Origin of the sequence: Rathayibacter sp. AY1B4 (assembly GCF_002932815.1) — a bacterium.
Classification (GTDB): Bacteria; Actinomycetota; Actinomycetes; order Actinomycetales; family Microbacteriaceae; genus Rathayibacter.
Genome location: NZ_PSWN01000009.1, coordinates 125,368 through 150,738, shown reverse-complemented (window position 1 = coordinate 150,738; position 25,371 = coordinate 125,368). Strand labels below are relative to the sequence as shown.

Genomic DNA, 25,371 nt, shown 5'->3' with positions numbered 1-25,371 from the left:
AGCCGGTCGGCGAGGATCCTCCCGTCGGTCTGGCAGGTGGGGCAGTACTGGAGCGTGGAGTCGTGGAAGACCACCTGGCGGATCGTGTCGCCGCAGACGGGGCACGCCTCTCCTGTGCGGCCGTGGACGCGCATGCCGAGCTTCTTCTCGCGCTTGAGGTCGGCCGCGTGCAGGCCCTCGGCGCGGGCGAGCGCCTCCTCGAGGGTGTAGCGGAGGGCCGCGTAGAGGCGGTCCAGCTCGTCGGCGGTGAGCGCGGCAGGCTTGAAGGGCGACATGCGCGCCACGTGGAGGATCTCGTCGGAGTAGGCGTTGCCGATGCCCGCGATGCGGGACTGGTCGCGGAGGACGCCCTTCACCTGCGCCCGGCCCGCCGTGGCGAGGATCGCGCCGAGGATCTCCTCGGTGAACTCCGGGTCCAGCGGATCGGGACCCAGCCGGGCGACGCCCGGGACGTCGAGCGGATCGGCGACGATCGAGAGCGCGAGGCTCTTCTTGGTGCCGGCCTCCGTCACGTCGAACCCCGACCCGTCGTCGAGGACGAGCCGCGCGGCGAGCGGTCCCCGGCCGGGCTTCGCCGGCGCCGTCGGCCGCTCGGGCCGCCAGCGGACCCAGCCGGCGCGGGCGAGGTGCAGGAGGACGTGGGCCTCGCCGACTGCGAGGTCGAGGAACTTGCCGTGCCGCGACACTCCGTGGACGGTCTCGCCGGACAGAGCCGACGGCGGGATGGCGACGGTCTTGAGGGCGGAGATCGCGAACACGTCGAGCCGCTCGAGGACGCGTCCGCCCAGGCGCGCGTCGAGATCGAGGGCGAGGGCCTGGACCTCGGGGAGTTCGGGCATGCGACCACCCTGGCCCGCGGGTCCCGCACCGTCCACCCCTGGCGGAGGGGACGGCAGCGGGTCAGTCGCCGAAGCGCGTCGCCGCGACCTTCCGCAGGAACAGCTCGTGGAACCGGTAGTCGCCGGTGATCTCGGGATGGAACGCCGTCCCGAGGAGGTTGCCCTGCTCGACCGCGACCACCCGCCCGTCGGCGACGCTGGCGAGCGCGGTCGCCCGCTCCCCCAGCTCCTCCACGACCGGTGCGCGGATGAAGACCGCGTGCACCGGCGGATCGCCGATGGCCGGCACGTCGAGATCGGTCTCGAAGGAGTCGAGCTGGTTGCCGAACGCGTTCCTCCGGACCGACACGTCCAGGCCGCCGAAGCTGCTCTGGCCGTCGATGCGGTCGAGGACCCGGTCGGCGAGCATGATCAGCCCGGCGCACGTCCCGTAGACGGGCATCCCCGCCCCGATCGCCTCGACGACCGGCTCCGCGAGGCCGAAGAGGCGCGACAGCTTGTCCATCACCGTGGACTCGCCGCCCGGGATGACCAGCCCCGCGACGGTGGCGAGCTCCTCCGGGCGGCGCACCAGCACCACCTCGGCGCCCAGCTCGCGCAGGACGTGCGCGTGCTCGCGGAAGTCGCCCTGCAGCGCGAGGACGCCGACGCGGAGCCCCTCGAGGGACTCCCGCGTCGGTCCTGCGCCGGCGAGCGGCGCGTCGGCGCTACCAGCCACGCTCGGCGAGGCGGTGCGGCGCGGGCACGTCGGCCACGTTGATGCCGACCATCGCCTCGCCCAGACCGCGCGAGGCCTCCGCGACGACCTTCGCGTCGTCGAAGAAGGTGGTCGCCTTCACGATCGCGGCCGCGCGCTTGGCGGGCTCGCCCGACTTGAAGACGCCGGAGCCGACGAACACGCCGTCGGCGCCCAGCTGCATCATCAGCGCCGCGTCGGCCGGGGTCGCGACCCCGCCGGCGGTGAAGAGGACGACGGGGAGCTTGCCGGTCCGGGCGATCTCGACGACCAGGTCGTAGGGGGCCTGCAGCTCCTTCGCGGCGACGTAGAGCTCGTCCTTGGTCATCGCCTTCAGGCGGTTGACCTCGCCGGAGATCGTGCGGATGTGCTTGGTCGCCTCGGAGACGTCGCCGGTGCCGGCCTCGCCCTTCGAGCGGATCATCGCTGCGCCCTCGGTGATGCGGCGCAGCGCCTCGCCCAGGTTGGTCGCTCCGCAGACGAAGGGGACGGTGAAGTTCCACTTGTCGATGTGGTTCACGTAGTCGGCGGGCGAGAGGACCTCGGACTCGTCGATGTAGTCGACGCCGAGCTCCTGCAGGATCTGCGCCTCGACGAAGTGGCCGATGCGCGCCTTCGCCATGACGGGGATCGACACGGCGGAGACGATGCCGTCGATCAGGTCGGGGTCGCTCATGCGTGCGACGCCGCCCTGCGAGCGGATGTCGGCGGGGACGCGCTCGAGCGCCATGACGGCGACCGCGCCGGCGTCCTCCGCGATGCGGGCCTGATCGGCGTCGACGACGTCCATGATGACGCCGCCCTTGAGCATCTCGGCGAGACCGCGCTTGACGCGGCTCGAGCCGAACTGCTCGGGAGCGGACGAGGACGGAGTGGTGGTGTCGGTCATGTTCGCGAGTCCTGTTCTGTGCGGCGACTTCCGCCGACGGCAGCTCCGAGTCTACGAGACGGCGCCGGCCGTCCGCGGCGCTGGACAGGGGGCCGGGCGGCGGTCTAGAGGCTCGGCCAGGCCGCCGCGAGGCTCGCCCGCACGTCGCCGAGCAGCTGCGGGAGCGCCTTCGTGCGGGCGATGATCGGGAAGAAGTTCGCGTCGGTCGCCCAGCGCGGAACCACGTGCTGGTGCAGGTGCGCGGCGATCCCCGCTCCCGCGACCGCGCCCTGATTCATCCCGAGGTTGAAGCCGTCGTTGTTCGAGACCGAGCGGACGACGCGCATGGCCGTCTGCGTGAGCGCTCCGATCTCGGCCACTTCCTCGGGAGTGGCCTCGTCGTAGAGCGGGATGTGCCGGTACGGGCAGACCAGGAGGTGGCCGGAGTTGTACGGGAACAGGTTCAGCAGGACGTAGGCGTGCTCCCCGCGGGCGACGATGAGGGCCTCCTCGTCGCTCAGCGTCGGCGCCACGCAGAAGGGGCAGTCGTCGGCTCCGGGCTGCCCCTTCTGGATGTAGACCATCCGGTGCGGCGTCCACAGGCGCTGGAACTCGTCGGGAACCCCGGCGAGGTGCGCCGAGCCCTCCGCTCCCTCGGGCACGTAGCCGTCGCTCACGCTCAGACCTGCGCCTTCGAGGCGACGGCCTCGCGGATGCGCGCGACGGCGTCGGCGACCGGGATCCCGTTCTCCTGCGTGCCGTCGCGGAAGCGGAAGCTGACGGCTCCGGCGTCGCGGTCCTTCTCCCCCACGATCATCTGGAAGGGCACCTTCTGCAGCGTGGCGTTGCGGATCTTCTTCTGCATCCGGTCGCTGGAGTAGTCGATCTCGGCGCGGATGCCCGACCTCTTGAGCTCGCCGACGACCTCCTCGAGGTAGGGCAGGTACTCGTCGGCGATCGGGATGCCCACGACCTGGACCGGCGACAGCCAGACCGGGAACGCCCCGGCGTAGTGCTCGGTGAGGATCGCGAAGAAGCGCTCGATGGAGCCGAAGAGCGCGCGGTGGATCATCACGGGCCGCTTCTTCGAGCCGTCCGAGGCCGTGTACTCGAGCTCGAAGCGCTCGGGCTGGTTGAAGTCGAGCTGGATGGTCGACATCTGCCAGGTGCGGCCGATGGCGTCGCGCGCCTGCACCGAGATCTTCGGACCGTAGAACGCCGCTCCTCCCGGATCCGGCACCAGCTCGAGACCGGAGGCGACGGCGACCGCGCGCAGCGACTCGATCGCCTCCTCCCACTGCTCGGGCGCACCGACGAACTTCGGGTTGCCCTCCTCGTTCGTGGACAGCTCGAGGTAGAAGTCGTCGAGGCCGTAGTCGCGCAGCACCTGCAGCACGAACTCGAGGTTGCGGGTCAGCTCGGCCGACACGTCCTCCTGCGCGACGTAGATGTGGGCGTCGTCCTGGGTCAGGCCGCGCACGCGGGTGAGGCCCTGCAGGGTGCCGCTCTTCTCGTAGCGGTACACGGTGCCGAACTCGGCCAGGCGCAGCGGGAGCTCGCGGTAGCTGCGGCCGCGCGAGCGGAAGATCAGGTTGTGGAACGGGCAGTTCATGGGCTTGAGGTAGTAGTCCTGGCCCTGGCGGGTGACGTTGCCGTCCTCGTCCTGCAGCTCGTCGAGGTGCATCGGGGGGAACATCCCCTCGGAGTACCACTGCAGGTGCCCGCTCGTGAGGAACAGGTCGCCCTTGGTGATGTGCGGCGTGTAGACGAGCTCGTAGTCGTGGGCGAGCAGCTGCTCGCGCATGTACTGCTCGATCTCGTAGCGGATGATCCCGCCCTTGGGGTGGAAGACCGCGAGGCCGGAGCCGATCTCGTCCGGGAAGGAGAACAGGTCGAGCTCGTGGCCGAGCTTGCGGTGGTCGCGGCGCGCCGCCTCCTCGAGGCGGGCCTGGTGCTCGCGCAGCTCGTCCTTCGTGGGCCACGCGGTGCCGTAGACGCGCTGCAGCTGCGGGTTCTTCTCCGAGCCGCGCCAGTAGGCGGCAGCGTTGCGGGTCAGGGCGTAGCCGTTGCCGATCATGCGGGTGTTGGGCAGATGCGGGCCGCGGCAGAGGTCCTTCCAGACCGTCTCGCCGGAACGCGGGTCGACGTTGTCGTAGATGGTGAGCTCGGCGCCGCCGACCTCGACGCTCTCGTCCTCGGCTCCCCCGCCCTTGATCGCGATCAGCTCGAGCTTGTAGGGCTCGCCGGCGAGCTCGGCGCGCGCCTCCTCCTCGGAGACGACGCGGCGCACGAACCGCTGGCCCTGGCGGACGATGCGGTCCATCGCCTTCTCGAGCGCCTTCATCGCCTCGGGCGTGAAGGGCTCCTCGACGTCGAAGTCGTAGTAGAAGCCGTCGGTGACGGGCGGGCCGATGCCCAGCTTCGCCTCCGGGTTGATCTGCTGCACCGCCTGCGCGAGCACGTGGGCCGCGGAGTGGCGGAGGATGTTCAGCCCGTCCGGCGAGGAGATGAGCACCGGCTCGATGCGGTCGCCCGGCACGACGTCGGCGGCGAGGTCCTTGAGCTCCCCGTTGACGCGGATCGCGACCACGGCCCGGTCGGTGAAGTGCGTGAATCCCGTGCCCGCCTCGGTGACGACCGAGTGGGACTCGTTCTCTGCGGGATTCGACGGTTCGTTCGACACGTGCGGGCACTCCTCGGGCTCGGTTGACCCCTCGACTGTAGTCGGCGGCGGCCTCTACCCGAGCGCGTCGAGCACGCGGACGCCGAGCGCGCGCAGAGCGGAGGCGAGCTCGTCCCGGTCGGCGCCGGGGAGCACGAGCGAGCTGCGCTCGAGCTGGTGCAGGAGGACCTCCTCCAGGCCGGGCGGCAGGGAGTCCACGGCGAGCGCCCCCTCGAGTGCGGCGAGCACGGCGACGACGGCCACCGCGTCGCGTGCCGCGAGTCTGCGTGCGCTGATCTCCATGCGTCTCCGTCCGTGTCGTCCGACCCCGTCACCCTGCCGACAGGACGTGCCCCGGAGAGGGGCGCGGGGGCGACCGGTGCGCAATCCGTCCAGGTGGCATCCTGGTCCGATGGGTGCCGGTCCTGCGCTGCAGCGCTTCACGCGCTCCGGGGCCGACCTGGAGGAGGCGCGGCGCTTCTACTCGGACGGCTACGGCGGGTCGGGATTCCGGACGGAACCGGTCGAGCGGCCCTTCTCCTTCCGCTACGACGTCTCCGGGAGCGAGGGCGTGAGCCTGCGGACGTCGGTGTTCCGGGGCTCCGTGTCCGGGGGGCTGCGTCCGGAGAGCGAGTACGTCGTCTCGTGGTTCCTCTCCGGCACGAGCGTGGTGGACCCGGAGGGCGATCGGATCGTCCACCTGCCGGGGCGGCCGGTCGTGTTCCCCAGCGCGCGTCCGTTCGAGTTCGTCAGCCGCGACTTCCAGCAGCGGCTCGTGCACGTGGCCGCCGGCCTCCTCGAGCAGGTCGCGTCCGAGGCCGGCGACGGCGTGCCGCTGCCGCTCGTCTTCGACCACCGCTCGATCGCCTCCGCGTCGGCACTCCCGGGCTGGTGGCGGGCGGTCGACGACTTCGCGGGCGTCCTCCGGTCAGGCCGCGAGGCGACAGCGCTGCAGCTTGTGGCGGCCGAGCGCGGCGTCGCTCTGCACCTGCTCGCGACCTTCGCGCACCGGCCGGTCGTCGTTCCGGCGCAGGTGCTGCGGCCGGGGCTCGAGCACCTGCTGCGTGCCGCCGAGTTCCTGCACGCGTTCGCCGCGTCGCCCGTCACCGTGTCCGACATCGCGGCAGCGGCGGGGCTCACTCCGCGGGCGCTGCAGGCCGCGTTCCGGAGGTACTTCGGCGACACTCCGCTCGGCTACCTGCGCGGCGTGCGTCTCGACCGGGCGCGCGTCGAGCTGCGCGAGGGCGCTCCTGGCGAGGAGACCGTGCGCGCCGTCTCCGCGCGCTGGGGCTTCCTCAACCAGGGCCGCTTCTCGGGGGCGTACCACCGCCGCTTCGGCGAGTACCCGGTGGAGACCCTGCGCCGCTGACGCTCAGTCGCCGAGATCGAGATCGCGGGCGTAGCAGACCGAGTGCTCGGACCCGATGTAGGCGCCGAACGGCGGGATGGCGTGGTAGCCCTCCCCGAGGTAGAACCGCATCGCGTCGGGCTGGAGCGTCCCGGTCTCCAGCACCAGGCGCGTCGTGCCCAGAGCGGCCGCCCGCGCCTCCAGCGCGCGCAGGACGGCCGTGGCCGCTCCGGTGCCGCGGGCGGCGCGGTCTGCGAACATCCGCTTCACCTCGATCGCCCCCGGTCCGAGGACGTCGTCGTCGAGAGGCCGCAGTCCGCCGCAGGCCACCGCCGTGCCGCTCGCGTCGCGGGCGACGAGGAAGACGGGCACGTCGTCGGCCGAGGGCGGCGTGCCGGGCTCGTGGTCGTCGTTGCCGTAGCGCTCGTCGAGCTCGCGCCGCTGCGCGTCGCGCAGACGCTCGGCGTCCGGGTGGGTCCACGCCACCTCGTCGATGGTCCAGCTCATGAGGGCTCCTCCCGGCCGCGCGGCGGGCACGGCCGAGGCCATTCTGCCGCGCCCGCCCCCTCCGGCCGGCCCGGTGGCAACCCCTTCCGCGCCGGGCCGCAGCGGGCGTCGACTGGAGACCCACCGACGAAAGGACGCACCGTGCTCTCCGACTCCCCCATCGGCCCCGTTCTGCTCTCCCGCGACCTCGCCGCCTCCCGCGCCTTCTACGCCGGCTCCCTGGGACTGGAGGTCCTCGAGGAGAGCGAGTCGGCGATCGCCTACTCCTGCGGCGGCACGCGGCTCACCGTCACCGCCAGCACCACGGGCTCGAAGGACGAGCAGACCAAGGCCGCCTGGCGGGTGGCCGACCTGCGCGCCGAGCTGGACGCGCTGGCGGCTCGGGGCGTGGCTCCGGAGGACTACGACAGCGACGAGCTGCGCACCGAGAACGGCGTGGCCGACCGCGGCAGCGTCTGGGCGGCCTGGATCCTCGATCCCGACGGGAACGCGCTCGGCATCGAGCAGCCCAAGAGCTGATCGGTGCCGCTCTAGACTCGCCCCATGCCCGACGACTCCGCTCCGCTGCCCGCGCCCGGGTGGTACCCGCACCCGGCCGACCTCGGCTCGGAGCTCTACTGGGACGGCGCGGCGTGGACGGACCGGTCCCGCCCGTCCTCCTCGGCGCCCGCTCCCGCCTACGGCACGCCCCCGGGCGCTCCGGAGCAGGAGCTGTACGCCTATCCGTCCGCCCCGTCCTCCGCGGCGGGCCGCAACCCGATGGCGATCGCGAGCCTCGTGCTCGGCGTCCTGAGCCTGCTGATCAATCCGCTGCTGATCCCCTCGATCCTCGCCATCGTCTTCTCGGCGAAGGGCCGGGCGGCCGCACCGGTCGTCGGAGGCGGTCGCGGGCTCGCGACGGCAGGACTCGTCACCGGGATCCTCGGTCTGGTGTCGGGCGTCTTCACCATCGTCGGCAACCTCTCGGCCGGGGTCCCCGGCCTGGCCGGCTGACCGGGGTGCCGCGGCCCTCGACGCCCCGATGACCGCGCGCCGGAGCGCTCCCTGGCTCCTCGTCGTGGCGGTCGCCCTGGTCGCGCTGGTCCTGCGCGGTCCGATCGTCGCCGTCGCGCCCATCATCGACGCGGTGCGCGAGGACCTCGCGCTGTCCGCGGGCCAGGCGGGGATCCTCACCAGCATCCCCGTGCTCTGCTTCGCCCTGGCGACTCCGCTCGCCCTCCTGGTGATCCGCCGCGCGGGACCCGACGCCGCCGTGACCGTCACGGTGATCGGCGTCGCGCTCGGCACGATCGTCCGATCGATCGGCGACGTGGGACCGGCCGTGGCGGGCACCATCCTGATCGGCGTCTCCATCACGATCGGCAACGTCGTCCTCCCCGTCGTGATCCGGCGGGACGTCGCTCCCGAGCGCGTCGACCTCACGACGGGCGTCTACACCGCAGCCCTCAACATCGGCTCGACGATCACCTCGCTCGGCACCGCTCCGCTCGCTCTGGCGCTCGGCTGGCGCGGCGCCCTGCTCGTCTGGCTCGCCCTCAACGCCCTCGCTCTGGGCGGCTGGCTCGTGGCCGTGGGGCCTCGGGCGGCCCTGCGTCCGACTCCCCGCCAGGCCCGCGCCGACCGCGCACCGGCCGCACCGGCTCCGCGGATCTTCCGGAGCGCGACCGTGCTGGCGCTCGCGCTCTGCTTCTCGAGCCAGGCGTTCTCGTACTACGGAGTGACGGCGTGGCTCCCCTCGCTGCTCGTCGACCGCAACGGCTTCTCGATCGCGACCGCGGGCGCGAGCGCCTCCGTGTTCCAGCTCGCCGCGGTCGCCGGCGCCCTCGGCGTCCCGCTCCTGGTCCGCAGGCTCGGACCGCTGGGGAGCATCGTGCTCGTCGGCCTCCTCTGGTGCACGGTGCCGGCGGGGCTGCTGCTCGCCCCGCAGCTCTGGGCGCTCTGGTGCGTGCTGGGCGGCGCGGCCCAGGGCGGAGGATTCACGGTGGTCTTCGTGCTCGTCGTGCGGCTCTCCCGCTCCGACGCCCATGCGTCGCGGCTCTCGGCCACGGTGCAGGGGATCGGCTACGCCGTGGCCGCCACCGCCCCGACCGCCATCGGCTTCGCGCACGACGCGAGCGGCGGCTGGGAGGCTCCCCTGCTGACCGTCCTCGCCGCGACCTGCTCCTTCCTCCTCTTCGGCACCCTCGCCGCCGCGCGCCAGCGCCGGGCCTGACCCGCGACACGACCGGCCGCGCCGTCAAGGGGGCCGTCCGACGACTGTCGGCCCCGTAGCGTGTCCGCATGGCCGAGCAGAGCACGACCCGCGAGAAGACAGCGCCCGATCCCGACGATTCCCGGAAGCCCGACGACGTCACCGACATCACCAAGCGCTCCTGGTTCTACGTCCTCAAGAAGACGGCCCGCGAGTTCGGCGCGGACCAGTGCACCGACCTCGCCGCCGCGCTCACCTACTACGCCGTGCTCGCGCTCTTCCCCGCCCTGCTCGCGATCGTGTCGGTGCTGGGGCTCTTCGGCCAGGCGCAGGCCACCACCGATCTGGTCCTCGACCTGATCGGGAACCTCGCGTCGAGCGAGGTCGTCGACCTGCTGCGCGACCCGATCCAGGCGCTGACCAGCTCCTCCGCCGCGGGTCTCGCCTTCGTGACCGGTGTCGTCGGAGCGATCTGGTCCGCCTCCGGCTACGTCGGCGCCTTCGGCCGCGCGATGAACCGCGTCTACCAGATCGACGAGGGGCGCCCCTTCTGGAAGCTCCGCCCGACGATGCTCGGCGTGACCGTGGTGACGGTCGTCCTGATCGTGATCGCGGCGCTCATCCTCGTCCTCAGCGGACCGGTCGCGACCGCCGTCGGCGACGTCGTGGGCCTCGGCCCCGCCGCCCTCACCGTGTGGAACATCGCGAAATGGCCGGTGCTCGTGGTCATCGCGATCGTGATCGTCGCGATCCTCTACTACTGGGCGCCCAACATCCGCCAGCCGAAGTTCCGCTGGATCAGCATCGGATCGATCGTCGCCCTGGCGATCTGGCTGATCGCCTCGACCGGCTTCGCGTTCTACGTGGCCAACTTCTCCAACTACAACAAGACCTACGGCTCGCTCGGCGCGGTGATCGTCTTCCTCCTCTGGATCTGGATCACCAACATCGCCCTGCTCTTCGGCGCGGAGTTCGACGCCGAGCTCGAGCGCGGACGCGAGCTGCAGGCGGGCATCGAGGCGGAGGAGACCATCCAGCTCCCCCCGCGCGACACCGCCGCGAGCGACAAGAAGGCGGCCGTGCACGAGAAGGACGTCCGCGACGGACGCTGGCTGCGCCTGGCGAGCGAGAACCGCAGCGACGAGGGCGCGGCCCAGGACGACGAGGCCGCGAAGAAGAAATGACTCAGGACTCGGACGACCAGAGCGCGCGGTAGTAGGCCGCGCGCTCGTCGTCCGGATCCGCTCCGTACTCCGCGAGGAGCAGCGGGGTGTGGCCGGGGCCGTAGTTCCAGCCGAGGCTGACGGCGGCGACCGCCAGATCCGCCCAGCGGTCGCCCACGCCCAGGTCGCCGACGTCGACAGTGCCGCTCCAGCGTCCGTCGTCGTCGACCAGCGTGTTCGGAGCGCACGCGTCGCCGTGCACCACGACGGGGTCCACGAGCTCCGGAGCCGCGCCGAGCGCCGACGGCCGGCGCGCGAACCAGGAGTCGTCGCGCAGCTCCTCGGGCACCGCGTCGACGGGGAGCGCGTGGACCGCCCGCAGGCCGGCCGCGATCGCGCGGACGGCCTCCTCCGGCCGGGCTGTCCACTCCGGGTCGACGGCGCTCCGCCCGGCCAGCGGTGCGGTGAGGAGCCACTGCCCCTCGTCGTCCTCGCCCGCCTCCAGGATCCGGGGCGCGACGATCCGCCCCTCCAGCCAGCGCAGACGCGCGATCTCGCGACGGAGGTCGACGCCCGTGGACCGGGGATTCCACTTCAGGTACCCGGCGTCCACGCGGAAGGTCAGCCCGTCGAGCTCGTTGCGCCAGACGAGCGCCGGATCGGTGCCGCCGTTCAGGCGCCTCGCCGGCGACGGGATCCGGACGCCGTCGAGCGAGAACTGCCGTGCGAGGTCCGGACCGCTCATGCCCCCAGGGTAGGCGCCCCGATCCTGAGAGGATCCGCATGCCGCGGACCGCGCCACCCGCCTCCTCCGAGCAGCGCGCCCTTACCCTGACGGGCGTGCCGGAGCAGCCGCGCGGCGCGATCCGGTGACGAGGGAGCCCCCGTGACGCAGAGCGACGACGACCGCGGGCCCGTGCAGCCCGACTTCTCGAAGGAGCAGGAGGGCTACCGTCCCGGCCTCAAGCCCCGGCAGCTGCAGATGATCGCCATCGGCGGCGCGATCGGCACCGGCCTCTTCCTCGGCGCCGGCGGCCGACTCGCCACCGCCGGTCCCTCGCTCGTCGTCGTGTACGCGGTCTGCGGCGTCTTCGCCTACCTGATCCTCCGCGCGCTCGGCGAGCTGGTCCTGCACCGGCCGAGCTCGGGCTCCTTCATCTCCTACGCCCGCGAGTTCCTGGGCGAGAAGGCCGCCTTCGTCGCCGGCTGGATGTACTTCCTGAACTGGGCGATGACCGCGATCGCCGACGTCACCGCGGTGGCCCTCTACGTGAAGTACTGGTCGCTCTTCTCCTCCGTGCCCCAGTGGCTCCTCGCACTCATCGCCCTGGTCGTCGTGCTCTCGCTGAACCTCGTCTCGGTCAAGGTCTTCGGGGAGCTGGAGTTCTGGTTCGCGCTGATCAAGGTCACTGCGCTGGTGGTCTTCCTGGTGATCGGCGTCGTCGTGCTCGCCGCGGGCTGGCCGCTGCAGTCCGGCGGCGTCGCCGTGGACCCCGGGATCAGCCTCTGGAACGACAACGGCGGCATCCTGCCCGGCGGCCTGATCGCCAGCGTCCTGGTCGTCCAGGGCGTGGTGTTCGCCTACTCCGGAGTCGAGCTTGTCGGCACGGCGGCGGGCGAGACCGCGGAGCCGGCGAAGGTCATCCCGCGCGCCATCAACTCGGTCATCCTGCGCATCGCCGTCTTCTACGTCGGCTCGGTGCTGCTGCTGACGCTGCTGCTGCCCTACACGGCCTACTCGAAGGGCGAGAGCCCGTTCGTCACGTTCTTCAGCTCGCTGGGCGACGGCTCCTCGGGCGAGATCGCCGGATCGATCATGAACTTCGTCGTGCTGACGGCCGCGCTCTCCAGCATCAACGCCGGGCTCTACTCGACCGGCCGCATCCTCCGCTCCATGGCGCTCAACGGCTCCGCCCCCGCCTTCACCGGCCGGATGAACAAGCAGGGCGTCCCCTACGGCGGCATCCTGCTCACGGCGAGCATCACCCTGATCGGGATCGTGCTGAACCTCTTCGTGCCGTCCGAGGCCTTCGAGATCGTCCTCAACGTCTCGGCGCTGGGCATCGTCACGGGCTGGGGCATGATCGTCCTCTGCCAGATGCAGCTGCAGCGCTGGGCGGCCCAGGGGCGCCTGGAGCGCCCGTCCTTCCGGATGCCCGGCGCCCCGGTGACCTCGTGGCTCACCCTGGCGTTCCTGGTGATCGTGGTGGTCCTCATCGCCGTCGACTTCCCGACCGGCACCTGGACCGTGGGCATCGTCGCGGTGGTCGGCGTGCCCGCCCTGATCGTGGGCTGGCACGTCGCGAAGCCGCGCATCCTGGCGATCGCGTCCGCCCGGGACGGCTTCACCGGCGCCCACCCCGTGATCGCCGCCCGTCCGGCCTCCGAGGCCAAGCGCGACGGGAACGAGCGGCGCCGCGAGTAGGGCGGGTCAGCGCCGGCGGAGGTAGCGCAGGAGCAGCGTGTCGCCGGCGCTGAGCACGTGCGCCAGGTGCTGCGGGCGCGGTCCGGGGACGTCGCCGCGGGCGAGCCTCCCGGAGTCCCCCGCCTCGAGCGTTGGAGCGACGGTCAGGCAGAGCTCGTCGACGGCGTCCGCGGCGAGGAGGGTCCCGAGCAGCGACGGACCGCCCTCGCAGTGGATCCTGCCGAGCCCCCGCTCCGCGAGCTGCACCCGCATCCGCGTCGCGTCGAGCTCTGCGTCGCCGCAGACGAGCACGTCGGCGACCTCGGCGAGCTCCGCGCGGCGGCGGGCCGGCGAGGAGCCGGTGGTCACGACGGTCGGGCGCACCGGCGCCTCGGTGAAGATCCGCGAGGCGGAATCGAGGTCGAGCGACCCCGAGACGATCGCGAAGACGGGCTGCGGGGCGAGCCCGGTGCCGAGCCGGGACCGCACGGACTCGTCGCTCAGCACCATCGGGCCGTAGCCCTCGGTCCGCACCGTGCCGGCCGCGACGAGCACGACGTCGGCGAGCCGGCGGAGCAGGTCGAACACGCGCAGGTCCGCCGCGCCCCCGAGATCGCCCGAGACGCCGTCACGGGTGATCGCGCCGTCGACGCTCGCGACGAAGTTGACCCGGAGCCACTGCTCGCCGGCCCCGTCCGCGTAGAGGGCCAGCAGAGCCTCGTCGGACAGGTCCTGCCCGGCCGGGGACAGGCCGTCGATGCGGGCGCTCACGCCGCCGGCTCCACGTTGTGGCGGAGGAAGACGGGCGCTCGCCAGCCCAGCACCGCCTCCGTCATCCGCACGGCGTCCACCGCCTGGCGCACGTCGTGCATGCGCACGATCCGCGCACCGTTCAGGATGCAGATCACCGCGGCGGCGAGGGAGCCCTCGAGGCGCTCCCCCTGCGGCCGGTCCAGCGCCTCGCCGATGAAGTCCTTGTTGGAGACCGCGGCGAGCACCGGGAAGCCGAGCGCGGCCACCTCGCCCAGCCGGCGGGTGAGCTCGAGCGTGTGCAGGGTGTTCTTGTTCAGGTCGTGACCCGGATCGACGATGATCCTCCCGGCAGGCACTCCACCCGAGAGCGCGCGATCGACGCGGCTCCGCAGGTGGTCGACCACCGTCGCCACGACGTCGTCGTACTCGGGTCTCTCCGGCTCGCTGCGGGGAGCGCCCACGCTGTGGGTGATGACGAGCTGAGCGGAGGAGGAGGCGACGACCTCGAGCATCCGGGGGTCGTGCAGCCCGCTCGTGTCGTTGATGACGGAGGCGCCCGCGGCGATGCTCGCGCGCGCGACCTCGGCGCTCGTCGTGTCCACCGAGACGACCACGTCGCTCCGCTCCGCGATGCCCGCCACGACGGGGACGACCCGGTCGAGCTCCTCCTGGAGCGTGACAGCGGGGCCGCGGCCGAACGGCACTCCGCCGATGTCGACCCAGTCGGCGCCGAGCTCCGCGGCGCGCACGGCGGCCGCGATGGCACTGTCCAGGGCGAAGGTGGAGCCCTTGTCGTAGAAGGAGTCGGGCGTGCGGTTCACGACCGCCATCACGGCCACCTGCCGCTCGAAGTCGAACTCTCGTCCGCCGATGTGCCGCGTGGTCATGGGCGCGTCCCTCCCGCTCGGAGTGCCGGGAGAAGGCCGGCGCCGCTCACCCTAGACGAGCGGAGTCGGCGGAGGCTGGAGCGGGCCGCCCTCGAGCAGCGCCTGGAAGAGGACGTGGTCCTGCCACTCCCCGGCGATCCGCAGATAGCGCCGCGCGACGCCGATCCGCTCGAAGCCGTTGCGCTGCAGCACGGTCTGCGATCCGACGTTGTGGAGGAGCGTCCCGGCCTGCACGCGGTGCAGCCCCAGATCCTCACGCGCGGTGCGCAGGACGGCTCCGACCGCGCGGGTCATCACGCCGCGGCCCTGCAGACCGCTGTCGAGCCAGTAGCCGAGATCGCCGCTGTCGAAGGCGCCGCGGACGATGTTCGCGAGGGTCAGCCGACCGACGATCACGCCGCCCGCGTCGAGGACGAGCGGGAGGACGCTGCCGGCCCGGTGCGCGGCGAGTGCGTCAGCGACGGCGTCGGTCTGGCCCCCCGCCTCGAAGAAGCGGGTCGAGCGCGTCGGCTCCCAGGGCGCGAGGTGCCGGCGGTTGCGCCGGTACGCGGCGGCGAGGGCAGGTCCGTCGTCCCGCGAGACGAGCCGCAGGAGGGTGCCCTGGTCGTCGACGGGGATCGGGGCGGGCATCCTGCGAGGGTAGCGCCGGAGCCGGGAACGACAGAACCCCCGGCCAGGGGCCGGGGGTTCTCGTGGTGGGCGATACTGGGATCGAACCAGTGACCTCTTCCGTGTCAGGGAAGCGCGCTACCGCTGCGCCAATCGCCCGTTGCTCCGTGCGGAGCACCTCGTTCGGTGAACGATCGAGGTGGATACGGGATTCGAACCCGTGTATACGGCTTTGCAGGCCGCTGCCTCGCCTCTCGGCCAATCCACCGTGTACGGGATTCGGTGTCGGCGGCCCAAGGGCCGACCAGGTGGGAGGCACCCGAGAGTGCCGTCCCGATGACGCCGGTCCGAAGACCGGTGTTCGAGCGGATGACGAGATTCGAACTCGCGACCCTCACCTTGGCAAGGTGATGCGCTACCGCTGCGCCACATCCGCATGTAGGTCGTACTGGTGTTGCCGTCTTGCGTGTCGTGCTGTCGTGCTGCCTGTCCGGCGCTTTCGCTGCCCGGCTCGACCTAGAAGAATGTATACGACAGCGGCGCCGGAATCCAAATCGAGCGGACGCCGATCCCGCCGCTCGGAGTCCGATCCGCGTCTTTCCGCGCGAAACCGGCTCGTCGCCGTCCGTTCACCCGGGCGTGGCGGGCGTCGGCGGTGCATCCGGGCCCCGCGGATCCGCTACGATCGTCTCTCGGGTCGTCCAGCACGTCCCCCTGGGCGATTGGCGCAGTTGGTAGCGCGCTTCCTTCACACGGAAGAGGTCATCGGTTCGAGTCCGGTATCGCCCACCCTCACCCCCGGTCCGTGCTCACGCACTCGGCCGGGGGTTCTCTCGTGCCGCCGCGGTCGTCCTCCGGCCTCGCAGCGCCCAGTCGAAGGAGCCGACCCGCGATGATGGGCCGCTCGCACGCCGTCTCCGGTGCGCTCGCCTGGGCCGTCGCCGCCTCCGTGCCCGCCGTCGCCGGGCCCCTCGGCCTCGCGGGTCTCCCGCTCGACCTCCGACTGGTCGGCCTCGGAGTCGCCGCCGGCTGGGCCCTGGTGCCCGACGCGGACCACGCGAGCGCGACCGTCTCCCGCTCGGCGCCGGGCGCCTCCCTGCTCACGGCGACCGCGGGCCGGATCAGCGGAGGGCACCGGCACGGGATGCACTCGCTGCTCGCGGTCGCCGTCGTCTGGTACCTGGTGCCGGTGCTCACGGCGCTGCGCTTCCCGGTGCCGGTCGTCGGCCCCGTCGCCGTGGCCGCCGTGCTCACGCTGCCCGCCCTCGCGTTCGCCGCGAAGGCCGTCCGGGCCGCCCCCTCCTGGCGCATCGCCTGGGCCGGGGCGACGGTCGTCACGGTCCTGCTCGTCGCGCTCGCCGACGGCACCTGGGCGTGGCTCCGGGTCGCCGCGACGCTGGGCTACCTCGTGCACGTGGCCGGCGACGCCCTCACGACCGGCGGGATCAACTGGCTGTGGCCGCTGCGCGTGCGCCTGCCGCGGCGCCTGCGCCGGACACCGCTGCGCCACGTCTGGACCACCGGCGGCTACGCCGCGCTGCCCGTGCTGGGCTCCGCCGGGTCCTGGCGCGAGACGGTCCTCTACTGGCTGATGTCCGCGGCGACGATCGTGCTCACCGCCTCGATGATCACGGCCGAGCTGCTGTAGCCCGGGGCGCCCTCCTCAGAAGACCTTCCCCGGGTTCATGATCCCCAGCGGGTCGAACACGGCCTTGATCCCGCGCTGGAGCGCCAGCGAGTCCTCGCCCAGCTCCTCCGCCAGCCAGCGCCGCTTGAGCAGTCCCACGCCGTGCTCGCCCGTGAGCGTGCCGCCGAGGGCCAGGGCCGTGCGGAAGAGCTCCGCGGCGGCGCCCCAGACGTCCTCCCCCACGGGTCCGTCCCCCGCGGGCAGCACGAAGTTCGGATGGAGGTTCCCGTCCCCCGCGTGGGCGACGGTGGGGATGCTGAGCCCCGTCCGCTCCTCGATGCCGCGGATCGCCGCGAACATCGCCGGCAGCGCGGAGCGGGGCACGCAGACGTCCTCGATCAGCACCCGGCCCTCCGCCTCGAGCGCCGGGTGGAAGGCCCGGCGGACGGCCAGCAGAGCCTCGCCCTCGGCCGGGTCCTCGGTCGCCTCGGCGGCGCCCCCGGAGGCGGTCACGATCTCGAGGACGCGCTGCGACTCCTCCGCCGCTCCTCCGCCGTCCGTCTGGACGAGGAGGTAGGCGGCACCGCGGTCCAGGGCCGCTCCGGTGTAGCGCGAGATCGCGGCGAGCGCCGCCTCGTCCATCAGCTCCATCACCGCGGGACGGAGCCGCGCGGCGGTGATCGCAGCGGAGGCGGCGGCCGCGGCGACGACGCTCGGGAAGTACGCGCCGACCGTGACCACGCGCCCGGTCGGGATCGGGCGGAGCTTCACGGTGGCCTCCACGATGACGCCCAGCGTCCCCTCGGAGCCGGTCAGGAGCGCGGTGAGGTCGTACCCGGTGACTCCCTTCACGCTGCGGCGGCCGGTGCGGAGCAGGCGTCCGTCGGGGAGGACGACCGTCAACCCGAGCACCGCCTCGCGGGTCACGCCGTACTTGGCGCACAGCAGCCCCCCGGCGTTCGTCGCGATGTTGCCGCCGATGCTCGAGATCGCGCGGCTCGCGGGGTCGGGCGAGAAGACGAGGCCGTGCGGAGCGACGGCGTCCGACAGCGCCTGATTGATGACCCCGGGCTCGACCACCGCCAGCTCGTCCTCGAGCGACACCTCGAGGATGCGGTCCATGGCGGCGGTCGAGAGGACGAGCGCTCCCTCGCTCGCCACTCCCCCGGCAGCGAGGCCCGTTCCCGCTCCGCGCGGCACGACCGGGAGCCGGTGCTCCGTCGCTATGCGCAGCGCCGCCTGCACGTCCTCGACCGAGCGGGCAGCGACGAGCGCGAGCGCGCGACCCGGTGCGGAGAAGCCCGACTTGTCGGTGTGCACGGCCTCGAACCCGGGGCCCTCGGTCAGGACCGCGTCGCCGAGCGCATCGCGCAGCTGTCGGAGGATCTCGTCGTCGTGCATGGTTCACTCCGTGCGGTCGCGGGCGGGTCCTGCCGATCCTTCCACGGGCGCGGGGCAGGATGGCGGGATGACCGGAGAGACGCGATGGCCGCGGTGACGAGCGCGGGGATCCTGCTGCACCGCGAGGGCCCCTCCGGCACCGAGGTGTTCCTCGGGCGGATGGGCGGCCCCTTCTGGACCCGGCGCCCCCGCGCGTGGACGATCCCGAAGGGCGTGCACACGGGCGACGAGACGCCGCTGGACGCCGCGCGCCGAGAATTCGAGGAGGAGACCGGCGCTCCTCCGCCCGACGGGGAACTGACCCTCCTCGGCGCGTTCCGGCAGAGCGCGGCCAAGACCGTCACCGTCTTCGCCGGGCGCGGACTCGCGGACACCGCCTTCGTCGCGAGCAACACCTTCGAGCTGGAGTGGCCGCGGGGCTCCGGCGTGCTGCGCAGCTTCCCCGAGCTGGAGGACGCCCGGTGGCACCCGCTCGACGAGGCCCGCTCGCTGGTGGTGGCCGGGCAGGTCGCCGCCCTCGACGCGCTGGCCGAGCTGCTGGCGGATCCGGACGGCGGGGACCGGGCCGGCACCGCCCCCTAGTCGGCGGTCGCGTAGACCCGCAGGCCCAGCGGCACGATCCGCACCACGGCCTCGTCGAATCCGTCGCGGGAGCCGTCGAAGCGCTCGGTCTCGCCGTCGTGCGCCCACTCGGGGTCGTCCCCCGCGGGCCGGCGCGCGCCGACGGTGATCTCCGGCGTCGAGAACGACTCCACCACCGGTGCCCGCCAGCCGGGCACACGGCCGACCACCGGGGTCGCCGTACGGCCGAGCAGGAGCGAGAACGCTCCCCGGGTGCGCGGAGTCCGTCCTGAGTGCAGGATGCGCACGTCGAGGTGGCCGTCGTCGAGCCGACGCCGGGCGAGCGGGGCGGCCGTGCGCGGGTGCTCCTGGTTCACCCCGACGAAGTACGACCAGACGAGCTGCGTGCGCCCGTCGCGCCGGAGCTCGAACGGATCGGTGCGCCGCACGACCGAGAGGGCCGCGATCACGGCGGCGAGCGGCTTCCCGATCCGCTTCTCGCGCTTCTCGCGGGCCGCGACGAACTCCGGGTAGACGCCGATCGAGACCGTGTTGAGCACCGTGACCGGGTCTCCCCCGTCCGCGACGACCTCGGCCACGTCGACATCGCGGCGCTCGCCGATCGTCGCCGCGTCGAGCGCGTCATGGACGGTGAGCAGCCCCAGCGCCTTCGCGAAGTGGTTCATGGTCCCGCCCGGCAGCACGAGCAGCGTCATCCCCTCGGCGCGGGCGAGAGCGGCACCGACCGACATGGTCCCGTCCCCGCCGTAGATCCCGAGCACCCGGGGCGGAGAGTCCCCCGAGCGCGCCTCGCGCACCACGTCGGCGAGGTCCTCCCCCTCGGTCAGCCGGTGCACGCGCGCCTTCGGGAACCGGGCTCGGACCAGCGGCTCGGGATCGGGGCGGTGCGAGTCCCGGCCCGCGCCGGGGTTGAGGACCACGAGGAGGGCGGCGCCGTCCCCCAGCGGGCTGCGGTCGACGGGGGGCCGGGTCGCGCGCTCCGAGACGGGCACGTGGCGCGGCTCGGCCGGCAGGACGGCTCGGCCGAAGACCGCGACCGCCGCGCCGAGCGCCGCGCCGCCGAGGACGTCCGAGAGCCAGTGGACGCCGACGTGCAGGCGGGAGAAGGCCACGGCGGCGGCGAGCGGGGCGACCGCCGCCCCCACTCGGGGCGACTCGAGCGCGACCCCGGCGGCGAAGGCAGCGGCGCTCGCCGCGTGCCCCGAGGGGAAGGACGCCGACGTCGGCACCGTCGCCAGGCGCCGGCCGACCGGGACGTCGACGAGGAGCGGCCGGTCGCCGCCGAACACGCGCTTGCCGACCAGGTTCGCGAGCGCGCTGGCCGCGGCGAGCGAGGCGGTCCCCCGCAGAGCCTCGCGGGGACGGCCCGCCAGGAGCAGCAGAACGCCGACGCCGGCCCAGAGGACTCCGTGGTCCGCGGCCCGGGAGAGCCCCACGAGCGCCCCGTCGACGACGGTCGACGGGCGACGGGCGTTCAGCCGCCGGGCCGCACGAGCGTCCGCCCGGCGCACGACGCGCGGGACAGTGACGAGTCGGCGGAGCAGGACGGACGGGGGTCGGGTTCCGCGGAGGGCCATGCGCTCAGCGTAGGAGGAGGCGCCTCCGCGGTCCCTGGACCGGTCGACGGCGCGCTACACCTCGCCGAAGCCCGACTCGACCAGATCGCCGAGCCGGCCGACCGCCTCCTGGGCCTGCGGCCCCGACGCCGAGAGGACGACCTCGTCCCCGCGGTCGAGCCCCAGCGACATCACGCCGAGCAGGCTGGTGGCGTCCTTGCCGTTCGCGTCGATCCGGGCGTCGAAGGTGGCGGCGAGCGTCACGAAATCGGCCGCGGGACGGGCGTGCAGGCCGTTCGGGTTGATGAGGCGGACGCGGCGCTGCACGCGCTCGTCACCGGGCGGAGCCTCCTCGGCGGGAGCAGCGAGCGCCTCGCCCCGGGCCGACTCCGCGGCGGCGAGCACCTCGTCCAGCGACGCCCCCGTGCCCGCGGCGACGGCGGCCGCGACCGCCCCCTCCACCAGTGGGGCGTCGGCGATCCGGACCCGGGCGCGCGCGTCGTCGTCGAGGAACTCGACCGCGGTCTCCGCCGTCATGATCGCCGAGCCGAGGTCGCAGAGGACGACGACCCCCTCGCCGGAGTCCGCTTCCGCCAGGGCCGCCGTGATGCGGTCGAAGCTGGTGCCGATGCCGCCGTCGTCCGTCCCGCCCGCGGCGACCAGCGCGACCGAGGCCGCCATCTGCTCCGCGAGCTCGACCAGCCCCTCCGCCAGCTGCGCGCTGTGCGAGACCAGGACCAGCCCGACGCTCACGCCGCCGCCTCGGCTGCTGCGCGGAGCAGGAGAACGGTCGACACGCTGCCGGGATCACGGTGCCCGATGGCGCGCTCGCCGAGGTAGCTGGCGCGTCCCTTGCGGGCGACCAGCGGGTCCGTCGACTCCGCTCCCCTCTGCGCCGCCTCCGCCGCCGCGGCGAGGACGTCGGCCGGAGCCGCTCCCTCCTCGGCGGCGGCCGCGGCCGCGTCGACCGCCGGCGTCCACGCGTCCACCATCGTCTTGTCGCCCACCTCGGCCTTGCCGCGGAGCACGATGCCGTCCCTCGCCGCGGCCAGGAGAGCTGCGACGTCTGCGCCCTCGAGCGTGTCCTCGCCCGCGACCGCGGCGGAGGCCTTCAGGAACGCCGTGCCGAACAGCGGGCCCGAGGCGCCGCCGACGGTGGAGATGAGCGTCGTCGCGACCAGCTTGAGCACGTCCGCCGGGAGCCCCTGCTCCGGCGCCCCGTCCAGCTTCGCGACCACGGCCTGGAAGCCGCGGTCCATGTTCTCGCCGTGGTCCCCGTCGCCGATCGCCCGGTCGAGCGTGATCAGCTCGACCCGGTGCTCCGCGATCGACTCGGCGGCGCGGCGGATCCACGCCGTCGCCCACGCCGCGTCGAGCCCGGCTCCCTGTGCGTCCTGCATGGTCGTCTCCTCCTCGTGGGCCGCTCCTGCGGCTGTCGTTCCGGTCATGGTGTGCGCGCGGGCGCTCAGCGTCCCCACCGCAGCGCCGCGGTCTGCACCGGGGAGTCCCACAGCTCGGTCAGGGCGTCGTCGAGCTTGAGGACGGTGAGCGAGAAGCCCTGCATCTCGAGCGACGTCGTGTAGTTGCCGACGAGGCTGCGTGCGACGGTGATCCCCTTCTCGGCCAGCGCCTCGGCTGCGCGGCGGTAGGCGAGGTACAGCTCGATCTGCGGCGTGCCGCCCATGCCGTTCACCAGGAGCAGCACCTCGTCCCCGGAGGAGAACGGCAGGTCCTCCAGGATCGGGCCGAGGATCCGGTCGACGATGCGGTCGGCCGGCTCCAGCGCGATCTTCTCCCGGCCGGGCTCGCCGTGGATGCCGATGCCGATCTCGATCTCGTCCTCGCCCAGCTCGAAGCTCGGCTCGCCCGCGTGCGGGACGATGCACGGCGTGAGGGCGACGCCCATCGAGCGCACGTTCGCGATCACCGTCTCGGCGATCGTCGCGACCTCGTCGAGGGAGTCGCCCCGCTCGGCCGCCGCGCCCGCGATCCGCTCGACCAGCACGGTGCCGGCCACGCCGCGGCGGCCCGCGGTGTAGAGCGAGTCCTTCACCGCGACGTCGTCATCGACGATCACGCTGCGCACCTCGATCCCCTCGGCGCCGGCGAGGTCGGCCGCGGTCTCGAAGTTCAGGACGTCGCCCGTGTAGTTCTTCACGATGTGCAGCACACCCGCACCGCCGTCGACGGCCTGCGTGGCCGCGACGATCGGGTCGGGCGTGGGCGAGGTGAAGACGGGACCGGGGACGGCGGCGTCCAGCATCCCGAATCCGACGAAGCCCGCGTGCAGCGGCTCGTGCCCGCTGCCGCCTCCGCTGACGATGCCCACCTTGCCCGAGCGGGGCGCGTCGGCCCGCACCACGAACAGGGGATCCGACACCACCCGGACCAGGTCGGCGTGGGCCAGGCCGAAGCCGGCCACCGACTCCGTGACGACGTTCTTCGGGTCGTTGATGAGCTTCTTCATCGAGGTCTCCTCCAGGATCGGGCCACCACTCGGGCGACCCGTGACCTGCGGGCGATCCGGCGCGTGGTGGATCGCCGCCCGCACCGTCGCGGACAGCAGCCCCACGTTACGCCCTGCGCTCGCGCCTACGGCAGCGGGACGACGGCGCGCTGCGTCTCGCGGACCCACTCCTCGAGCTTGGCCGTGGCGGCCCCGGAGTCGACGGCCTCCGCCGCGCGGTCCATCGACGTCCGCAGGCGCTCCAGGACGGGCGTGCGCACCAGGTCCGGGTCGCGCGCCAGGTCGAACGCCGCGAGGCCCGCGGCCGCGTTCAGAAGGACGATGTCGCGGACGGGGCCGCCGTCTCCCGCGAGCACCGAGCGCACCACGCTCGCGTTGTAGGCGGCGTCGCGGCCGCGCAGCTCGTCGATCCGCGCGCGGGGCAGGCCCAGGTCGCGCGGGTCGAGGTCGTGCTCGACCACGGAGCCGCGCGACACCTCCCAGATGTGGCTGTGACCCGTGGTGGTGAGCTCGTCGAGGCCGTCGTCCCCGCGGAACACCAGAGCCGTCGCCCCGCGCGTCCGGAACACGCCGACGACCAGCGGCACCCGGTCGAGGTGCGCCACTCCGACCGCCGACGCCTCGGGACGCGCCGGATTGCAGAGCGGGCCGAGGAAGTTGAACACCGTCGGCACGCCCAGCTCGGCGCGCACCGGACCGGCGTGCCGGAAGCCGGGGTGGAAGAGGGACGCGAAGACGAAGGCGATCCCCGTCCGCCGGAACACCTCGGCCACCCGCTCGGGGGAGAGGGAGAGGTCGACCCCGAGTGCCGCGAGCACGTCGGAGGAGCCGGAGGAGGAGGACGCGGCCTTGTTCCCGTGCTTCACGACGGGCGTGCCGGCGGCGGCCGCGATGATCGACGCGGTGGAGGAGATGTTGACGGTCCCGAAGCGGTCCCCGCCCGTCCCGACGATGTCCAGGGCCATCGGGTCCACGTCCAGCGGCACCGCGTGGTCGAGGATCGCGTCGCGGAAGCCGACGATCTCGTCGACGGTCTCGCCCTTCGCCCGGAGGGCCACCAGCAGTCCGGCGAGCTGCGCCGGAGTCGCCGCGCCCTCCATCACCTGCTCCATGGCCCACGTCGCCTCGGAGACGCTCAGATCGGAGGACTCGAGGAGTGCGCTGAGAACGTGCGGCCAGGACAGGGTTTCCGACATGGCTCCCAGATTATGCGACGAGGATCGCCTCCCGGCTAGTGCGACTTCCCTCCCCTGCCATCGGCCATAATGGTCTGTGTGACGAGCACCTCTCTCTCCCCCACGGCCACCGCGCCCGTAGTGAACCGACCCAACCCGGTCGCGGTCGGAACGATCGTCTGGCTGGGCAGCGAGGTCATGTTCTTCGCGGGCCTCTTCGCGATCTACTTCACCCTGCGCAGCACCTCTCCCGAGCTCTGGGGCGCCGAGACCCAGATCCTCAACGTCCCCTACGCGGGCGTGAACACGGTGATCCTCGTGGCCTCGTCGTTCAGCTGCCAGTTCGGCGTGTTCGCCGCCGAGCGGCTGCAGCCGCGTGCGACGGGCCTCAGCCCGTTCAAGTGGGGCATGGTCGAGTGGTTCTTCCTCACCTACGCCCTGGGCGCGGTCTTCGTCTCCGGCCAGGTGCTCGAGTACGCGACCCTCGTCTCCGAGGGCGTCACGCTCTCCAGCAACGCCTACGGCTCCGCCTTCTACCTGACGACCGGCTTCCACGCCCTGCACGTCACCGGCGGCCTCATCGCGTTCCTCCTCGTCATCGGCCGCGGCTTCGCGGTCAAGAACTTCGGCCACAAGGAGGCGACGAGCGCCATCGTCGTCTCGTACTACTGGCACTTCGTCGATGTCGTCTGGGTCGGCCTGTTCGCCGTCATCTACTTCCTCAAGTGACGCGCCCGCCGATGCCCCACTCCACTCCCGACCCCCGCAGGAAGGACGCCTCGATGGCCTCCCCGAAGACGAAGAGCCGAGCCAAGAAGGGTCGCCGCCACCCGCTCGCCACCCTGGCCCTGATCGCCATCGGCCTCGGGCTCACCGGCGGGACCTACGCCGCGGTCGGCGTCGCGACGTCCGCCTCCGCGGAGACGTCGTCCACCAGCCAGCAGACGATCGACGAGGGCTCGAAGCTCTTCGCCGCGAACTGCGCCACCTGCCACGGCCTCGACGCCGCGGGCACCGACAACGCTCCCTCCCTCATCGGAGTGGGCGCGGCGTCGGTCGACTTCCAGGTCGGCACCGGCCGCATGCCGATGCAGATGCACGGCCCCCAGGCGCTCGAGAAGCCGGTGCAGTTCACCGACGAGCAGGTCGGCGAGCTCGCCGCCTACGTCGCGTCGCTGGCCCCCGGCCCCGCGATTCCCGAGGGCGAGGTCCTCGACGGACAGGGCGACGCGGCGAACGGCGCCGAGCTGTTCCGCATCAACTGCGCCATGTGCCACAACGTCGCCGGAGCCGGCGGCGCGCTCACCGAGGGCAAGTTCGCTCCCCCGCTGGGCGGCGTGACCGAGGCGCACATCTACGAGGCGATGGTCACCGGCCCGCAGAACATGCCGGTCTTCAACGACCTGAACATCTCGCCCGAGGACAAGCGCGACATCATCTCGTACCTCAAGTACATCGAGGCCAACCCGTCCCCGGGCGGATTCGCGCTCGGCTCCCTCGGGCCGGTCGCGGAGGGCCTGTTCCTCTGGATCTTCGGCCTCGGCGCGATCGTGGCCCTGACGGTGTGGATCACCGCCCGATCCAACTAGACGACTG

General features: G+C 72.9%; 27 protein-coding genes and 4 tRNA genes. 11 read left to right on the top strand and 20 right to left on the bottom strand.

Features of this window, described 5'->3' with window-relative positions; genetic code table 11:
- From C5D66_RS08680 to C5D66_RS08655, 6 genes are all read right to left on the bottom strand, one after another.
- Positions 1-839 (bottom strand): Fpg/Nei family DNA glycosylase (locus tag C5D66_RS08680; protein ID WP_104326888.1); only part of this gene is annotated, 839 nt, incomplete at its 3' end.
- 61 nt (positions 840-900) lie between these two features.
- Positions 901-1,473: a pyridoxal 5'-phosphate synthase glutaminase subunit PdxT gene (gene pdxT / locus C5D66_RS08675; RefSeq protein ID WP_258065190.1), complete on the bottom strand. Its 573-nt coding sequence runs from the start codon at positions 1,471-1,473 to the stop codon at positions 901-903.
- A gap of 73 nt (positions 1,474-1,546) precedes the next feature.
- On the bottom strand, positions 1,547-2,464 hold the full coding sequence (pdxS, locus tag C5D66_RS08670) for a pyridoxal 5'-phosphate synthase lyase subunit PdxS (protein ID WP_104224629.1): 918 nt from the start codon (positions 2,462-2,464) through the stop codon (positions 1,547-1,549).
- Between the two features lie 104 nt (positions 2,465-2,568).
- The gene (locus C5D66_RS08665; protein WP_258061501.1) at positions 2,569-3,120 is read right to left on the bottom strand and encodes an HIT domain-containing protein; all 552 of its coding nucleotides are present in this window, start codon (positions 3,118-3,120) and stop codon (positions 2,569-2,571) included.
- Positions 3,121-3,122: 2 nt separating this feature from the next.
- Complete coding sequence (gene thrS, locus C5D66_RS08660) at positions 3,123-5,033, bottom strand: threonine--tRNA ligase (protein WP_258061510.1); 1,911 nt, start codon at positions 5,031-5,033, stop codon at positions 3,123-3,125.
- Positions 5,034-5,180: 147 nt separating this feature from the next.
- Positions 5,181-5,408, bottom strand: coding sequence for a hypothetical protein (locus C5D66_RS08655; RefSeq protein ID WP_104224631.1), 228 nt, complete (start codon positions 5,406-5,408; stop codon positions 5,181-5,183).
- A 109-nt stretch (positions 5,409-5,517) separates the two neighbouring features.
- Between C5D66_RS08655 and C5D66_RS08650 the strand changes: the two genes are divergently transcribed.
- The gene (locus tag C5D66_RS08650) at positions 5,518-6,474 is read left to right on the top strand and encodes an AraC family transcriptional regulator (RefSeq protein ID WP_104274258.1); all 957 of its coding nucleotides are present in this window, start codon (positions 5,518-5,520) and stop codon (positions 6,472-6,474) included.
- A 3-nt stretch (positions 6,475-6,477) separates the two neighbouring features.
- Here the strand turns inward: C5D66_RS08650 and C5D66_RS08645 are convergent, their stop codons facing one another.
- Positions 6,478-6,960, bottom strand: coding sequence for a GNAT family N-acetyltransferase (locus C5D66_RS08645; protein ID WP_104326887.1), 483 nt, complete (start codon positions 6,958-6,960; stop codon positions 6,478-6,480).
- Between the two features lie 141 nt (positions 6,961-7,101).
- On the opposite strand from C5D66_RS08645, the gene C5D66_RS17145 reads away from it, so the two are divergent.
- The 4 genes from C5D66_RS17145 (at position 7,102) to C5D66_RS08625 (ending at position 10,335) form a co-directional block, all read left to right on the top strand.
- Complete coding sequence (locus C5D66_RS17145) at positions 7,102-7,479, top strand: VOC family protein (RefSeq protein WP_104256165.1); 378 nt, start codon at positions 7,102-7,104, stop codon at positions 7,477-7,479.
- A gap of 24 nt (positions 7,480-7,503) precedes the next feature.
- Entirely contained in the window at positions 7,504-7,953 is a 450-nt protein-coding gene (locus C5D66_RS08635) for a DUF2510 domain-containing protein (protein ID WP_104274259.1), read from the top strand.
- 28 nt (positions 7,954-7,981) lie between these two features.
- Positions 7,982-9,172, top strand: coding sequence for a CynX/NimT family MFS transporter (locus C5D66_RS08630; RefSeq protein ID WP_104274260.1), 1,191 nt, complete (start codon positions 7,982-7,984; stop codon positions 9,170-9,172).
- 68 nt (positions 9,173-9,240) lie between these two features.
- Positions 9,241-10,335, top strand: a complete 1,095-nt coding sequence (locus C5D66_RS08625; protein WP_104239455.1) for a YihY/virulence factor BrkB family protein — start codon at positions 9,241-9,243, stop codon at positions 10,333-10,335.
- A 1-nt stretch (position 10,336) separates the two neighbouring features.
- On the opposite strand, the gene C5D66_RS08620 is transcribed toward C5D66_RS08625, so the two are convergent.
- Complete coding sequence (locus tag C5D66_RS08620; RefSeq protein WP_104274261.1) at positions 10,337-11,059, bottom strand: aminoglycoside 3'-phosphotransferase; 723 nt, start codon at positions 11,057-11,059, stop codon at positions 10,337-10,339.
- 141 nt (positions 11,060-11,200) lie between these two features.
- Between C5D66_RS08620 and C5D66_RS08615 the strand changes: the two genes are divergently transcribed.
- Entirely contained in the window at positions 11,201-12,739 is a 1,539-nt protein-coding gene (locus tag C5D66_RS08615; RefSeq protein WP_244229624.1) for an amino acid permease, read from the top strand.
- A gap of 6 nt (positions 12,740-12,745) precedes the next feature.
- On the opposite strand, the gene C5D66_RS08610 is transcribed toward C5D66_RS08615, so the two are convergent.
- The 6 genes from C5D66_RS08610 to C5D66_RS08585 all read right to left on the bottom strand — a co-directional run bounded on the left by C5D66_RS08610 (position 12,746) and on the right by C5D66_RS08585 (position 15,403).
- Positions 12,746-13,489 (bottom strand): pyrimidine reductase family protein, encoded by a 744-nt coding sequence (locus C5D66_RS08610; protein ID WP_104274262.1) that lies wholly within the window; start codon positions 13,487-13,489, stop codon positions 12,746-12,748.
- On the bottom strand, positions 13,486-14,358 hold the full coding sequence (gene folP, locus C5D66_RS08605; RefSeq protein WP_104246762.1) for a dihydropteroate synthase: 873 nt from the start codon (positions 14,356-14,358) through the stop codon (positions 13,486-13,488). The genes C5D66_RS08610 and folP overlap by 4 nt, the downstream gene beginning before the upstream one ends.
- A 51-nt stretch (positions 14,359-14,409) precedes the next feature.
- Positions 14,410-14,988 (bottom strand): GNAT family N-acetyltransferase, encoded by a 579-nt coding sequence (locus C5D66_RS08600; protein ID WP_104225349.1) that lies wholly within the window; start codon positions 14,986-14,988, stop codon positions 14,410-14,412.
- Between the two features lie 63 nt (positions 14,989-15,051).
- A tRNA-Val gene (locus C5D66_RS08595) sits at positions 15,052-15,126 on the bottom strand.
- 38 nt (positions 15,127-15,164) lie between these two features.
- Positions 15,165-15,235: transfer RNA gene (locus C5D66_RS08590), tRNA-Cys, on the bottom strand.
- A gap of 96 nt (positions 15,236-15,331) precedes the next feature.
- Positions 15,332-15,403 (bottom strand) — tRNA-Gly (locus tag C5D66_RS08585).
- Between the two features lie 280 nt (positions 15,404-15,683).
- Between C5D66_RS08585 and C5D66_RS08580 the strand changes: the two genes are divergently transcribed.
- Positions 15,684-15,756, top strand: a tRNA-Val gene (locus C5D66_RS08580).
- Between the two features lie 103 nt (positions 15,757-15,859).
- The gene (locus C5D66_RS08575) at positions 15,860-16,615 is read left to right on the top strand and encodes a metal-dependent hydrolase (RefSeq protein WP_104269509.1); all 756 of its coding nucleotides are present in this window, start codon (positions 15,860-15,862) and stop codon (positions 16,613-16,615) included.
- Positions 16,616-16,630: 15 nt separating this feature from the next.
- Here C5D66_RS08575 and C5D66_RS08570 read toward each other — a convergent pair whose 3' ends face one another.
- Entirely contained in the window at positions 16,631-17,995 is a 1,365-nt protein-coding gene (locus C5D66_RS08570) for an FAD-binding oxidoreductase (protein WP_104274263.1), read from the bottom strand.
- Between the two features lie 84 nt (positions 17,996-18,079).
- Between C5D66_RS08570 and C5D66_RS08565 the strand changes: the two genes are divergently transcribed.
- The gene (locus tag C5D66_RS08565; protein WP_104225352.1) at positions 18,080-18,577 is read left to right on the top strand and encodes an NUDIX domain-containing protein; all 498 of its coding nucleotides are present in this window, start codon (positions 18,080-18,082) and stop codon (positions 18,575-18,577) included.
- Here the strand turns inward: C5D66_RS08565 and C5D66_RS08560 are convergent.
- The 5 genes from C5D66_RS08560 to trpD form a co-directional block, all read right to left on the bottom strand.
- Complete coding sequence (locus C5D66_RS08560; RefSeq protein WP_104274264.1) at positions 18,574-20,154, bottom strand: bifunctional phosphatase PAP2/diacylglycerol kinase family protein; 1,581 nt, start codon at positions 20,152-20,154, stop codon at positions 18,574-18,576. The two genes, C5D66_RS08565 and C5D66_RS08560, sit on opposite strands and share 4 nt — an antisense overlap.
- A gap of 54 nt (positions 20,155-20,208) precedes the next feature.
- Complete coding sequence (dhaM, locus tag C5D66_RS08555) at positions 20,209-20,886, bottom strand: dihydroxyacetone kinase phosphoryl donor subunit DhaM (protein WP_104256172.1); 678 nt, start codon at positions 20,884-20,886, stop codon at positions 20,209-20,211.
- Positions 20,883-21,533, bottom strand: a complete 651-nt coding sequence (gene dhaL, locus C5D66_RS08550; protein WP_104274265.1) for a dihydroxyacetone kinase subunit DhaL — start codon at positions 21,531-21,533, stop codon at positions 20,883-20,885. The genes dhaM and dhaL overlap by 4 nt, the downstream gene beginning before the upstream one ends.
- A gap of 65 nt (positions 21,534-21,598) precedes the next feature.
- Positions 21,599-22,600, bottom strand: a complete 1,002-nt coding sequence (dhaK, locus tag C5D66_RS08545; RefSeq protein ID WP_104224645.1) for a dihydroxyacetone kinase subunit DhaK — start codon at positions 22,598-22,600, stop codon at positions 21,599-21,601.
- A 125-nt stretch (positions 22,601-22,725) separates the two neighbouring features.
- Complete coding sequence (gene trpD / locus C5D66_RS08540; RefSeq protein ID WP_104225357.1) at positions 22,726-23,796, bottom strand: anthranilate phosphoribosyltransferase; 1,071 nt, start codon at positions 23,794-23,796, stop codon at positions 22,726-22,728.
- Positions 23,797-23,865: 69 nt separating this feature from the next.
- On the opposite strand from trpD, the gene C5D66_RS08535 reads away from it, so the two are divergent.
- Positions 23,866-24,504: a heme-copper oxidase subunit III gene (locus tag C5D66_RS08535; protein ID WP_104224647.1), complete on the top strand. Its 639-nt coding sequence runs from the start codon at positions 23,866-23,868 to the stop codon at positions 24,502-24,504.
- A 53-nt stretch (positions 24,505-24,557) separates the two neighbouring features.
- The gene (locus tag C5D66_RS08530) at positions 24,558-25,364 is read left to right on the top strand and encodes a c-type cytochrome (RefSeq protein ID WP_104224648.1); all 807 of its coding nucleotides are present in this window, start codon (positions 24,558-24,560) and stop codon (positions 25,362-25,364) included.
- Positions 25,365-25,371: the final 7 nt, after the last annotated feature.

What these genes read in the sequence shown, in the direction of transcription:
- pdxS (WP_104224629.1), bottom strand. Translation starts at nt 2,464, where the DNA reads ATGACCGACACCACCACTCCGTCCTCGTCCGCTCCCGAGCAGTTCGGC.
- C5D66_RS08655 (WP_104224631.1), bottom strand. Translation starts at nt 5,408, where the DNA reads ATGGAGATCAGCGCACGCAGACTCGCGGCACGCGACGCGGTGGCCGTC.
- C5D66_RS08650 (WP_104274258.1), top strand. Translation starts at nt 5,518, where the DNA reads ATGGGTGCCGGTCCTGCGCTGCAGCGCTTCACGCGCTCCGGGGCCGAC.
- C5D66_RS08645 (WP_104326887.1), bottom strand. Translation starts at nt 6,960, where the DNA reads ATGAGCTGGACCATCGACGAGGTGGCGTGGACCCACCCGGACGCCGAG.
- C5D66_RS08635 (WP_104274259.1), top strand. Translation starts at nt 7,504, where the DNA reads ATGCCCGACGACTCCGCTCCGCTGCCCGCGCCCGGGTGGTACCCGCAC.
- C5D66_RS08630 (WP_104274260.1), top strand. Translation starts at nt 7,982, where the DNA reads ATGACCGCGCGCCGGAGCGCTCCCTGGCTCCTCGTCGTGGCGGTCGCC.
- C5D66_RS08625 (WP_104239455.1), top strand. Translation starts at nt 9,241, where the DNA reads ATGGCCGAGCAGAGCACGACCCGCGAGAAGACAGCGCCCGATCCCGAC.
- C5D66_RS08620 (WP_104274261.1), bottom strand. Translation starts at nt 11,059, where the DNA reads ATGAGCGGTCCGGACCTCGCACGGCAGTTCTCGCTCGACGGCGTCCGG.
- folP (WP_104246762.1), bottom strand. Translation starts at nt 14,358, where the DNA reads ATGACCACGCGGCACATCGGCGGACGAGAGTTCGACTTCGAGCGGCAG.
- C5D66_RS08600 (WP_104225349.1), bottom strand. Translation starts at nt 14,988, where the DNA reads ATGCCCGCCCCGATCCCCGTCGACGACCAGGGCACCCTCCTGCGGCTC.
- C5D66_RS08575 (WP_104269509.1), top strand. Translation starts at nt 15,860, where the DNA reads ATGATGGGCCGCTCGCACGCCGTCTCCGGTGCGCTCGCCTGGGCCGTC.
- C5D66_RS08570 (WP_104274263.1), bottom strand. Translation starts at nt 17,995, where the DNA reads ATGCACGACGACGAGATCCTCCGACAGCTGCGCGATGCGCTCGGCGAC.
- C5D66_RS08565 (WP_104225352.1), top strand. Translation starts at nt 18,080, where the DNA reads ATGGCCGCGGTGACGAGCGCGGGGATCCTGCTGCACCGCGAGGGCCCC.
- C5D66_RS08560 (WP_104274264.1), bottom strand. Translation starts at nt 20,154, where the DNA reads ATGGCCCTCCGCGGAACCCGACCCCCGTCCGTCCTGCTCCGCCGACTC.
- dhaL (WP_104274265.1), bottom strand. Translation starts at nt 21,533, where the DNA reads ATGCAGGACGCACAGGGAGCCGGGCTCGACGCGGCGTGGGCGACGGCG.
- dhaK (WP_104224645.1), bottom strand. Translation starts at nt 22,600, where the DNA reads ATGAAGAAGCTCATCAACGACCCGAAGAACGTCGTCACGGAGTCGGTG.
- trpD (WP_104225357.1), bottom strand. Translation starts at nt 23,796, where the DNA reads ATGTCGGAAACCCTGTCCTGGCCGCACGTTCTCAGCGCACTCCTCGAG.
- C5D66_RS08535 (WP_104224647.1), top strand. Translation starts at nt 23,866, where the DNA reads ATGGTCTGTGTGACGAGCACCTCTCTCTCCCCCACGGCCACCGCGCCC.
- C5D66_RS08530 (WP_104224648.1), top strand. Translation starts at nt 24,558, where the DNA reads ATGGCCTCCCCGAAGACGAAGAGCCGAGCCAAGAAGGGTCGCCGCCAC.